The sequence below is a fragment of the Haemophilus paraphrohaemolyticus genome (assembly GCF_002015045.1).
In the GTDB taxonomy this organism is placed as follows: Bacteria; Pseudomonadota; Gammaproteobacteria; order Enterobacterales; family Pasteurellaceae; genus Haemophilus_A; species Haemophilus_A paraphrohaemolyticus.
Map to the genome: position 1 here is coordinate 1 of NZ_MUXX01000003.1, position 12,205 is coordinate 12,205.

Consider the following 12,205-nt stretch of genomic DNA (forward strand, 5'->3'; position numbering starts at 1 on the left):
AAACGTGGCTCAGTTGAAATCAACAGAACGCCATATTACACCAACCACATACACTTATAATGACACAGATAAATCAGTTACACTGACTTATACCGATGGCAATGGAAAAGTTGTAGCAAACACTGAAGCTAAAATTGATTTGAGCGGCTTAGCAAGCAAAATCAAAGATTATAGCTTTAAAACAAATGCAACAGGTTCAAACCTAGTGGAAACAGGAACAGAAACCACAGTTGCATCAGGCAAATCTGTCAACTTTGCTGCAAGCGATAACTTGACTTTAAAACAAGAAGTGAAAGACGGTAACGTGACTTACACTTACGGCTTGAAAAACCAAGTTGTTGTGGGAGAAAAAGGCACTCCTGGGGCTGATGGCAAACCGGGTAAAGACGGCGTTGATGGATCTATTGGCGTAAACGGTAAAGACGGTTCTGCTGTTGCAATCAACGGTAAAGACGGCTCTATCGGCTTAAATGGTAAAGATGGTAAAAACGGCTTAACCATTAAAGGTCAAGATGGCAAAGTGGGCGTGGATGGCAAAGATGGTGAAACACGTCTAGTTTACGTTGAGAAAGCTGACCCAACTAAACCGGGAAGCTCTGATAAAACTCATGAATTGGCAACGCTTGATGATGGTCAAAAATATGCTGGCGATAATTATGTGGCAGCAAAAGACAATCAAGCGGAAAGTAACGTGATTGCTAAAAAAGCAAATGAGCGTTTGGATATTGTAGGCGGTGCAAAAGGCAACTTAACTGAAGACAATATTGGCGTGAATGCAAAAGATGGCAAATTACACGTTCAATTAGCTGAAAAAGTGAACTTAGGCAATAAAGGCTCGGTGACCATTGGTGATACTGTGGTGAATAATAATGGTATTACAATTAATTCATCTGCAGACCCGAATGGTGTGACAAATAAAACTGTTTCCTTAACCAACCAAGGCTTAAACAACGGTGGTAACAAAATAACCAATGTTGCAGAAGGGGAAAATGACACTGATGCTGTAAATGTGAAACAGTTGAAAGACTTCAAATCTGAGGTTGCTGAGGGCGGATTAACTTTCGCAGGTAATAGTGGTACAGCTCATAAAGCGAAGTTAAACACAACTGTTAATATTAAAGGTGGTGAAGGTAATACTGATGCTGACCAATTTGACAATGGTAAAAATGTAATGACCAAAGTAAATGGCAATACTGTTACTGTTTCCATTAAGAAAACACCTGAAGTTGAAGGCATCAACATCATTGATACAACCGGTAAGGTAAAAGTTAAATTAACTCAAACAGATGAAGGTTTAAAAATATCTGATGGCAACAATAATGCAACACGTATTACCAATGTAAAAGCTGGTGAAAAAGATACTGATGCAGTAAACGTCAAACAATTAAACGCTGCGAAAACTGAAGTTACCGCAGGGGATAATATTGATGTGAGATCAAGTACAGGTGCTAATGGTCAAACTATCTATAAAGTGAGTGCTAATGATACTTCTGCAGCAGTTGAAGCTGGTTCTGATCACGTTAAAGTGACAAAAGCTGCTAATACGCATAAAGATGGTTCAACAACTGTGACTGACTATACCGTTGATCTTTCAGATAAAACGAAAGAAGATATCAAGAAAGGTGTAGATGCTCATACAGAAGTTACCACGAAAGGTTTAACCTTTAATGCAGATAAAGGTTCGACCGGTGTGAAAAAACTAGGTAGCAATGTGGCTGTCAATGGTGATGGTAAAAACATTACCACGACTGCAGATGAAAACGGTGTGAAAGTATCGATGAAAGATGATATTAAAGTAAACTCTGTCACTGCAAAAGAAGTGAAAGTGGGTGACGTTAATATCAACGAAAACGGTATCAACGCTGGCGGTAAACGTATTACCAATGTTGCACCAGGTAAAGATGGCACCGATGCTGTGAATGTAAACCAATTGAAATATGTTGCAGGTAATATCAGCAATCAAATCAATAATGTTGATAAAGGCTTACGTGCAGGTATTGCGGGTGCTTTAGCATCAGGTGGGTTATATCATGTTACGACAGCTGGTAAATCTATGGTGTCTGTCGGTGCAGGTACATATCGTGGACAAAATGCGTTGGCGGTGGGTTACTCTCGCTTATCAGATAATGGTAAAGTTGGGGTTAAATTCACAGTAAACAGCAATTCACAAGGCCACTCTGGTGCAAGTGCAAGTGTTGGCTACCAATGGTAATTAACTTGTAAGTAAAATAAAAACCCAGCAAAAGTGATCTGACCCTAAAAAGTTAGACTCATTTAGTTCAAGGACTGAGTTCTGTCATTCACAGGGCTCAGTCCTTTTAGTTTCTCTTGAATTCGCTCATGAATTCGCTCATGGTTGTAATAATGAATGTACTCGTGGATCGTTTTTTCCAGTTGTTCGAACGTTTCAAATCGTTTGCCGTAATAACATTCCGTTTTTAATCATCTAAAGAAGCTTTCCATCGTACTATTATCTAAACCATTCCCCTTCCTTGACATACTTTGTTAAATGCCATTCTCCCTGAGTATGTGCAGAAAGTATTCTAGCAAACAAATTACGTGAAGGAATTGGTGAGAACTTAAAGATATACACGTAAAATGGGTTGCAACTTCTGGTTAGGGGCAACCTATAACTGGTAATCCTCAACAAGCGGTGAAATTTCTCAAAGCATTTGCAAATTTCTGCTAAAATTCCACCGCTTACATTCCCTCTCGTTTTATTTGCAAGTGGCAAAATGAAGCGAGAAGCTTTTCTTTTTAGGCAAAAACATAAGGAAAAATCATGCGTTTTGCTCTGACAACACTTGCCCTGTTAGTGGCATCCAATTTTGCGGTGGCGGAAAAATCTGCCCCCATTCAAGGTCAATTAGACAACGGTTTGAAATACACCATTCTGCCCCTGCACGATGAAAAAGAGCATATCGAAATCAGAATGCGGGTGAATGCAGGATCAGTCGATGAAAATGACGATCAAGCGGGTGTGGCACATATGGTTGAACGCCTTGTTTTCCGTGGTACAAACGCTCACCCGAACGGCTTGATGCCCTATTTACACGAACAAAAATGGGTACGTGGTAAAAACTATAATGCGGTGACTACATCCGATAGCACCACTTATATGATGACCCCACCGAACACGGCGGGGTTGTCGAAAAGTTTTGATGCTTTGTCTCAAATGCTGTTTGGGGCAAAATTAACCCAAGCAGATTTAGATGATGAACGCAAAATTATCTTAGAAGAGTGGCGTCAAGGTTTAAGCGTTGGGGCAACAATGAACGAACAACGTACCGCCTCCGTACGTGCGAATTCGCGTTATGCCCGCCATCGCGTGATTGGTACAGAGCAGAGCATCAATTCAATGCCTGCCACCCAGTTACAGCAGTTCTACCAAACGTGGTACGCACCAAACAATATGAATTTGTTGGTGGTGGGTGATGTGGATCCTAGCAAAGCGAAGGAAGAAATCGACCGCTATTTTGGCAAAGTAGAGAAGAAAAACACGCCTGTGCGGGATTATTTAAACCCAACCTTGACGGATCATTTACAGATCAACAAACTGCAAGACCCACGTAGTAGTGTAAGCCAAGTGGCTTATATTTTGCGTTTTAACGATGGTGCGAGCCGTGCTCAAACGGATGATGGACGTTATCAACGCTTGTTAGATCGTTTGGCACTTGCTAGCATTGTGCAACGTTTCCGCAACCAATCGGAAGTATTACCGAAAGGCGTTTCAGCGGTAATGCCAAGAAAATCTGACATCGGTACGCAAACTACAGCTCTCGGTTTATTTGCAACTGTTGAACCGACTGGGCATCCGCAAGGATTAAAACAGATTTTCGAAGAGATCGAACGCCTAAAACGCTTCCCTATTACAGAAGAGGAATTAGCAAAACAGAAAGCACCGATTCAAGCTCAAATTGAGAATGCCAAAAAATACGATGGCGACCGCGAGTTTTCCCGCTGGGTACAAGCGATGGTAGACACTACATTGCTCGATAAACCTTTTCTGACTCAGCCTGAAATTGCTAATTTATCTGAACCGATGCTGAAAAAAATCACCGCGGCGGAAGTAAACGCTCGTATTCAGCAATGGATTGAGGCAAAAGATCGCATTGTTCAATATCAGCCACCGCGTGATACCAAGCTAGAAATCAGCGAAACTCAAGTGGCTCAGTTGCAAGCAGAGGCACAAAAAGCGGAAATTTCTGCACCACAAAAAGAGAAAGAGATTGTGCCGATGTCACTTGAACACGTGCAAGCCAAAGGCTCAATCACGAATGTAGAAAAATTTGATGCACAAAATGTGCAACATTGGACGCTTTCAAACGGTGATAAAGTGGTTTGGTTAAAATCTCCGCTTGCGAAAGATAAAACTTACTTCCAAGCTCAAAGTTCAGCGGGCTTTAAAGCGAAGGGGCTGGGCGAATGGCAGAGCCAAGTGGCATTGCAATTAATTGCACAAAATGCACCGCTTGATTGGGAACCTGAACAGTTGAAACATTGGAAAGAACTGAACAAAGTCAGTATTTCTCTCAAGCAGACAGCGACTAAATTGATCTTTGATGGGTCGGTCGAAAATGTGAAATTGGCGGATTTCTTGCGTCTGTTCTACGCTTATCAAGCGGAAACCAAAGTAAAAGACGGTTTGGATGAAACCAAAGAAACGCTTGGAAAAATGATAGCAACACAAAATGGTAAAAACAGCGAAAATGAACGCTTAAAAGCAATTTCAATATTGCGTTACAACCAAGAGGAAGTGGATGATATTCTGCCAAACAAAGATTCTCTGGAACAATTAACCGACAAATCTCTTAATGAAGAGTGGGCAAAAATGCTTCAAGCTCCAACCATTTATTATTTCATGAATGATATGAATGAAGACGAAATGAAAGGCTTGGTAACGCAATTTTTAAGCGATTTCCCACGCAGCAAGCGGTTCGATTCTGCCCAAATTTTACCAACGGAAGGCAAGGCAATTGCTAGTTTTGCGATGAATCCTGAGCCGAAATCAGACGTAAAAATGTGGGCGTTTAGCTCGCATCAATGGCAAGGAAAAGACGCAGTTTTAGTCTCAATCTTACGCAATATTGCGACGAATAAGCTCAAAATGGCGTTAAGAGATAAGGAGTTGGGTATTTACAGCTTGCGCTTTGAAAGCTCGCTCAATTCTGAAACTGATCGTATCGAAAGTGAGCTCTCTTTTGTCGCGAATCCTGATAATGCGGATAAGCTCATTGGGCAAGCCCGTGCGGTATTTGATGCTTTGCCAGAGCAGATCACTGAAGAAGATGTAAAAATTGCGAAAACACAGTTTGTCACGGCAGAAAAAGATCGCTTGCAAGAGCCAAGAACATGGTTGGCACGTTTGATTTTAAGCGAAAACCACACAGGCAATCCGCAATATCTCACAGATATGCAAAGCCTTGCTGATGGCATCACACTTGATAATGTGAAAGAGATGGCAAAAGAGATATATAACACCAATAATGAGAAGGTGTTTATTACAACGCCGAAGAGATAACTCAGATTAGTGTAGAAAAAACTAATTTCTTCGTTAATTACTAGTGTCAAATCTCCCCTACCCCTCTTTGCTAAAGAGGGCGATTTTCTTTCTGTAAACACGAACATTGGATATTTTGATCTCAATGTGAAGTTAGATAATTAAAATTTGATTTTTAGCGCTCTCCTCTTTAGCAAAGAGGGGGAAGGGAGATTTGACAGAATAAAAAACGGAGGAATTAGGAATACAAACCCTAAAATTTTAATATGAAACAATTCCTCAAAAACTTTTATTCCCTTAGCAAACCCTATTGGGGCAGAAAATCCAACTGGTTGGCATGGCTGATCGCAGGTGTCGTGATCGGCATAGGCTCAGTGATTACTTACCTCAACGTACAAATTTCCAACTGGTCGAAAGGCTTTTATGATGCCCTTTCTAACTTTGAAATCGAGAAATCCTACACGCTTTTGAACGAGTATTTTATTTACATCTCAATTTTTATCGTGATTAACGTTTACCGCACTTGGTTACGGAAGTTGTTGATTATTCGCTGGCGCGAATTTATGACCAAGCAGTTCTTGGAAAAATGGTTTTCTAAGCAGATCTATTACCGCTTGGCGCATCGCAAGAAAATGGACAACCCCGACCAACGTATTGCGGAAGACATTAGCATTTTTATTGAGTACACCATTGAACTGACACTTTCGTTGATTTTCAATATTATCCAGCTTTGGGCGTTCTTTATGGTGTTGTGGAATTTAGCAAAATCGCCTGAATTTACCCTGTTTGGCAAGAGTTTTGTTGTAGAGGGTTACTTAGTTTGGGTAGCAATGATTTATGCTGTATTAGGCACGATTATTACCCATTTAATCGGGCGAAAATTACACAAGTTGAATTACCATCAACAACAATTCGAGGCGAACTTCCGTGCTAGCCTTGTACGTAAGCAGGAAAATGCCGAGCAGATTGCGTTGTATAAAGGGGAAGCGGTCGAAAAAGCCTCTCTTTTTGCAGAATTTAAAGCAATTGTAACCAACTGGCGTGCGTTGATGGATAAAGAAAAACAGCTAGGTTTCTTTACCGTAGGCTACGACCGCTTTTCACTTTTGTTGCCCGTGATTTTTTCAATCCCGCTTTTAGCCACTAAGGCGATTACCTTTGGGGGCATTATGCAAATTCGCACCGCATTTAGCGTGGTGATTGACGCTTTTAGCTGGTTTATTTTTGCCTATTCTAGCTTGCCAAAATGGTCGGCTTCGATTAGCCGTTTGAGCCAATTGCAACGTGAAATGAATGAGCTTGAACAGCTGATTAAATCAGAAGTAGAAAGCTCAGATAAATTGCTGGATATGCAAGAACTTGCAATTTATACCCCAGAAAATGACCGCTTGTTTAGCCATTTATCGCTTGCCATTGATGGACAAAAATGGGTTCGCTTGAAAGGAAAAAGCGGTTTGGGTAAATCAACTTTCCTACGTTTACTCAGTGGTATTTGGGACTATTTTGATGGCGGATATAAGGTGCCGAAAGGTAAGAGTTTACTTGTGCCACAACGTAGTTACTTAAATGAAGGCACGCTTGCAGATGTGTTGAGTTATCCAGAGCATCAAAGTCATTCTGATGACGAGATGAATCAGGTGTTAGCAGATGTAGGATTGAAGCAGTGGCAAAATCGTTTGCAAGAGCAGCAGGCTTGGCATCACGTTTTCTCAGGCGGCGAGCAACAACGTATTGCTTTTGCTCGTATTTTACTCAATAAGCCTGAAGTGATTTATCTAGACGAAGCGACTTCTAGCCTTGACAGCGAATCTGCTCAAGCGATGTTTGGCTTGATTAAGCAACATTTACCGCAATCGTCGGTGGTTTATATTAGTCACCAAGCCGAATTAGAAAAATTTGCAGATCAAGAGATAGATTTAACCGCTTACAAAGAGTAAGATGCTGTTACTTACAACAAGGAAAAACAGAGAGGTAACGATGTTTGTTGAAATTTATGGGCGTTTAACTTGCCCATATTGCATTCGTGCAAAAGCATTAGCAGAAAAAATGAAATCAGAATTAGCTGATTTCGATTTTAAATTTGTGAATATGCCTGAAGAAGGGATTACCAAAGAAGATTTAGTGCCACGTGTTGGCAAGCCAGTTGAAACCGTGCCACAAATTTTCTTAGATAACGTTCACGTTGGCGGTTGCACCGATTTCCAAGCGTTAGTGAAAGAGAAGTTTGGAATTGAGGTTTAGTTACACCAAAAGAAAAAGTCTAGCGTTTGCTAGACTTTTTTATTATGCATCAACTTTTAATATTATTAAAATTCTTCGCAATCGTTTGCGTAAAGCGGTATAATTTGACCAATTTTTTACATTCACTTCAAATAGGACCTCAAAATGCAAATCAGCTTAAAAAAAATCTACTCTGGCAAAGTGCGTGATTTATACGAGATTGACGACAAACGTATGCTTATGGTGGCAACGGATCGCCTGTCTGCCTTTGATGTTATCTTAGATGAGCCGATTCCGCACAAAGGCGAAATCTTGACCCAAATTTCAAATTTCTGGTTTAACAAATTAGCCGATATCATGCCAAATCACTTCACGGGCGATTCTGTATTTGATGTGTTACCAAAAGAAGAAGCTGAAGCAATCCAATATCGTGCGGTAGTGTGTAAACGCTTAACTCCTGTGAAAATTGAGTCTATCGTGCGTGGTTATTTAACCGGTTCTGGCTTAAAAGATTATAAAAAAACGGGCACGATTTGCGGTTTAGCCTTGCCCGAAGGCTTGGTGGAAGCAAGCAAATTACCAGAACCGATTTTCACACCATCAAGCAAAGCGGAAGTGGGCGATCACGACATCAATATCAGCTATGAAGAGTGCGAACGTCAAATCGGGAAAGCATTAGCTAAACAAGTAAAAGAAGCGGCACTTGCACTTTACACTAAAGCGGCTGAATATGCGTTAACAAAAGGCATTATTATCTGCGACACCAAATTTGAATTTGGTTTAGATGAGAATGGTGTATTAACTTTGATGGATGAAGTACTCACGCCAGATTCTAGCCGTTTCTGGGCAGTAGAAAACTACAAAGAGGGCACAAACCCACCATCTTTCGATAAGCAATTTGTGCGTGACTGGCTAGAAAACAGCGGTTGGAACAAACAAGCACCAGCACCGAAAATTCCACAAGAAGTGATTGAGAAAACGGTTGCAAAATATCGAGAAGTGTTGGATTTATTAACTAAATAATAAAAATAAAACGAAGGACGTGAACTTAAATTCACGTCCTTATTTTACCTTACTTAAATTCCACACGTCCAGAAGCCGTTGCTGAAATGGTCTCTTTGCCTGCTTCCAATGGTATCTCTTCTGTCGCATAACTTGCTGATTTTGCCATTGCCATCATTGGGCGAATATCATAGCGGTTATCCACCCCATTTGGCGTATTCAGTTGCACATCTACAAGCTGATAGCTTTTGGCATTCAAACCTTTTTGTACCACTTCCGCTTTGTGTTGAAATTGTTTAATGACCGCTAGTGTCATCTCATCTTCTAACGCTTTCATCGTTTCTGGTGAAACGCTAAAGCCGATATTGTTAATCGCCACATCGTTTCCTAAGTTTTCCAACACTTTTTCGATAGAAGTAAAATTTTTGCTTTTAAGGTTGATGTAACCTTCCGCCACCCAGCCTTCCACTTTACCTTTATCGTTGTAGTTCACTCGGTTTAAAATACCATCTGCTTGCACCTCAATGTCAGGATATTGTTTTGCAACGTCTAATACTTTGTTTAAATTCGCTGATACTTCATTTTTAAGGCTATTCAGCGATTTACCTAGCTTACGACTGTAAAGGCTGACTTCCATTAAATCTTTTTCCACCGTGCGGCTCACTTCCGCTGTGAATTGGAAAGTCGTTGTTTGCTTGGTTTCACTTAATCCTTCTGCTGAAGCGCTAAAGCTTGCACCTACAAGCGGTAAAATAATAAAGAATTTTTTCAAATTCATTTTTAAATCCTGTTTATATTTAAAGCCCAAGTTAGAAAATCATCGTTCTCAAAAGTTCCTTTCATCCACGCCAATTACTACAGCTTTCGTGAAATCTTGCTCATCAATTTTCCATCGCACGTTATAGCCCGCCAAATTCATCCCATAAATCCGATCTGATTTTTTCCCTTGTTGATAAGCAGGGCGAGGGTCTTGCGCAATTACCTCGTGAATAAACGCAAGCGGTTGATTTATGCCAAACTTTGCAAAATTTTTAGCTTTTTTGACCGCTTGTTCCGCTTCAAGCAGAAATGTAACGCTTAATTTTGCTTGCGGTTTTTCTTGGGCAAAGCCAGAAATGGCTTCAGGTTCACTGTCGGCGTAGTGAATATAGGGTTTGATGTCGAAGATAGGCGTGCCATTCACCAAATCAACGCTACCCAGATGTAACAACACTTCGCCATCTTTGCATTCAACCCGTTCTAATTTTACTTTAGACAACCCAAGAGGATTAGGGCGGTGAGTAGCTCGTGAGGCAAACACCCCCACACGTTCATTACCGCCTAAACGCGGTGGGCGAACGGTGGCATGCCATTCCCGTTCAGGGATTTGGTGGAACTGGAAAATCAGCCATAAATGGCTAAATTGCTCAATACCACGTACGGCATCGGGCGTATTATAGGGCGGAAGTAGGCGTAAAATGCCCTTACCTTCTTGCACTAAATTAGGCTGGCGAGGCACGGAAAATTTCTCATCATACGGGCTTTCAACCACCGCCACAGGGCTTAAACTGATTGGATTACACATCATTTCTCTTTTTTGCTAAACTACGTTTTTCTTTTATCTATTCTAAACGAAACCACCAAAATGAACAAAAATTCCACCTTTGCCATCTGGTTTAGCACGGCTCGCCCGAAAACGTTACCACTTGCGTTGGCTTCTATTATTATCGGCTCAGCGCTTGCCTATTGGGCAGGCAAATTTGATTTAATCACCACCCTACTTGCCTTTATCACGACCATTTTATTGCAAGTGTTATCTAACTTTGCGAACGACTACGGCGACCACGTAAAAGGATCCGACACTGCTGAGCGAATTGGTCCACTGCGTGCGATTCAGCACGGTGCGATTACGGGCGAACAGCTCAAAATGGCAGTGATTATATTAAGCGTGCTTTCTTTTATTTCGGGGGCAGCACTAAGTTTCTACGCTTATGAAGGAATTGAAGATCTGTTGGTCTTCTTAGGATTAGGCGTGATTTCGATTGTTGCCGCAATTACCTACACGGTCGGCAAAAAAGCCTATGGCTACTTGGGCTTGGGTGATTTATTCGTGCTGATTTTCTTCGGTTTTGTTGCGGTTATCGGTGTGTTCTATCTGCAAGCTCACAGCTTGCCTGCGATGATTTTTATCCCTGCCTTTGGTTGTGGTTTGCTTTCGGTTGCCGTACTTAATATCAATAATCTCCGTGATATTAACCAAGACCGTAAAGCAGGGAAAAACACCCTTATCGTACGCATTGGCTCGAAAAACGGACGTATTTACCACGCGATTCTATTAGCACTAGCGGTCGTTTCTTACCTGATTTTTGCAATATGCAATTTTGAGCATTGGTACAATTATCTGTTTTTACTTGCTGTGCCACTTTTGGTGAAACACGGTTTATTTGTATATCGCCATCAAGACCCTATCGAACTTCGCCCGATTTTAGGGCAGATGGCAGGCTTAGCGTTAATCACCAATTTGCTATTTAGTTTGGGGATTTTCTTAGGATAGAAATTCGCCATACAATAAGCAAGATTCCTCTGAATATAGGCTAAAACCTCAACATATAAGGTTCTAGCCTTTTTTATTTCTGGATGAGCTCTACACTATATTTTATTGCTTCAGGTATCGAGTTCCCATGATTTTTGTTTAAAATCCAAAGAAAGTGAGCATTATTGCCCTGTGATTTTAATTTTTCGCTCAACTGCTCTGCATTAAATGGGCGTATTTGTTGGCGTTGCTGAATGCGTTGTTTCTGTTCAGATGTTATTTGCGGATCTTTTTCTGGAAACTCTTCATACTCACCAAGAGTAATTAAAATATACTCAGGTTTATGTGCAATCCAATCACTCTTTTTAGGTAAAAACTCACCCTTTCCCCACCAAAGCGATGGGCTGGCAAGAGTGTAATACTGAAATAAATTAGGTTGATGGAATAGAATATAAAGCCCAAAAAGTCCACCAAAAGAGTGCCCAAAGAAGTGCTGTTTTTTGTTATGAATACGATAATGTTGTTCAATATAAGGCTTTACTTCGGTTTGAATAAAACGTAGAAAATCGGCAGCACCGCCACCATTTTTGAAGGTTTCGTCTTGAACGGCGAAAGTGTAATCTCGACGACGTTCATTAATCGAATAAGCATTATCGGAAACATAGCCGATGCCCACAATCAGCGGAAGCGGTAAATCAGGATTTACCGCATTTACCGCCAATGAAAAATGTGCATTGCCATCAAGCAGGTAAAGCACTGGTAAAGGCTTAGATTGCTGCTTCGGCTCGGCAATAAATAAGCGATAAGCCTTATTTTCAAAGTGCATATCTTGTTGGTGGATATGATAATAAGCGGTCATTTTAGAGCTAAGTTTTGCAATGGTGAAATCAGGCTCGGCATAGCTTTTTGCTATTAATAACAAGCCCAACCAAAAGTAAAGAAAATATCGCAACATAAAATGCTTAGCAACA

The 12,205-nt window shown here is 40.9% G+C and carries 9 protein-coding genes and 1 pseudogene; 6 read left to right on the forward strand and 4 right to left on the reverse strand.

Going from position 1 to position 12,205, the window contains the following annotated elements; translation table 11 throughout:
- Window positions 1–2,212: YadA family autotransporter adhesin (locus B0184_RS02260; RefSeq protein ID WP_208609336.1), on the forward strand; the 2,212-nt coding region annotated here is incomplete at its 5' end.
- Between the two features lie 62 nt (window positions 2,213–2,274).
- On the opposite strand, the pseudogene B0184_RS02265 reads toward B0184_RS02260, so the two are convergent.
- A pseudogene (locus B0184_RS02265) lies at window positions 2,275–2,505 on the reverse strand (IS3 family transposase); the annotation flags it as partial.
- Window positions 2,506–2,782: 277 nt separating this feature from the next.
- On the opposite strand from B0184_RS02265, the gene B0184_RS02270 reads away from it, so the two are divergent.
- The 4 genes from B0184_RS02270 (at window position 2,783) to B0184_RS02285 (ending at window position 8,743) form a co-directional block, all read left to right on the forward strand.
- Window positions 2,783–5,521, forward strand: a complete 2,739-nt coding sequence (locus tag B0184_RS02270) for a M16 family metallopeptidase (protein ID WP_005708046.1) — start codon at window positions 2,783–2,785, stop codon at window positions 5,519–5,521.
- A gap of 245 nt (window positions 5,522–5,766) precedes the next feature.
- Window positions 5,767–7,437 carry an ABC transporter ATP-binding protein/permease gene (locus B0184_RS02275; protein ID WP_005708047.1) on the forward strand — a complete coding sequence of 557 codons (1,671 nt, stop codon included), beginning with the start codon at window positions 5,767–5,769 and terminating at the stop codon, window positions 7,435–7,437.
- A gap of 40 nt (window positions 7,438–7,477) precedes the next feature.
- Window positions 7,478–7,741: a GrxA family glutaredoxin gene (locus B0184_RS02280; protein WP_005708042.1), complete on the forward strand. Its 264-nt coding sequence runs from the start codon at window positions 7,478–7,480 to the stop codon at window positions 7,739–7,741.
- A gap of 144 nt (window positions 7,742–7,885) precedes the next feature.
- Complete coding sequence (locus tag B0184_RS02285) at window positions 7,886–8,743, forward strand: phosphoribosylaminoimidazolesuccinocarboxamide synthase (RefSeq protein WP_005708035.1); 858 nt, start codon at window positions 7,886–7,888, stop codon at window positions 8,741–8,743.
- A 49-nt stretch (window positions 8,744–8,792) separates the two neighbouring features.
- On the opposite strand, the gene B0184_RS02290 is transcribed toward B0184_RS02285, so the two are convergent.
- The gene (locus B0184_RS02290; RefSeq protein WP_005708049.1) at window positions 8,793–9,500 is read right to left on the reverse strand and encodes an SIMPL domain-containing protein; all 708 of its coding nucleotides are present in this window, start codon (window positions 9,498–9,500) and stop codon (window positions 8,793–8,795) included.
- Between the two features lie 48 nt (window positions 9,501–9,548).
- The gene (tsaA, locus tag B0184_RS02295; protein ID WP_005708040.1) at window positions 9,549–10,286 is read right to left on the reverse strand and encodes a tRNA (N6-threonylcarbamoyladenosine(37)-N6)-methyltransferase TrmO; all 738 of its coding nucleotides are present in this window, start codon (window positions 10,284–10,286) and stop codon (window positions 9,549–9,551) included.
- A 60-nt stretch (window positions 10,287–10,346) separates the two neighbouring features.
- On the opposite strand from tsaA, the gene B0184_RS02300 reads away from it, so the two are divergent.
- Complete coding sequence (locus tag B0184_RS02300) at window positions 10,347–11,255, forward strand: 1,4-dihydroxy-2-naphthoate polyprenyltransferase (RefSeq protein ID WP_005708048.1); 909 nt, start codon at window positions 10,347–10,349, stop codon at window positions 11,253–11,255.
- Between the two features lie 73 nt (window positions 11,256–11,328).
- On the opposite strand, the gene B0184_RS02305 is transcribed toward B0184_RS02300, so the two are convergent.
- Window positions 11,329–12,189, reverse strand: coding sequence for an alpha/beta hydrolase (locus B0184_RS02305; protein WP_005708050.1), 861 nt, complete (start codon window positions 12,187–12,189; stop codon window positions 11,329–11,331).
- Between the last annotated feature and the right edge of the window lie 16 nt (window positions 12,190–12,205).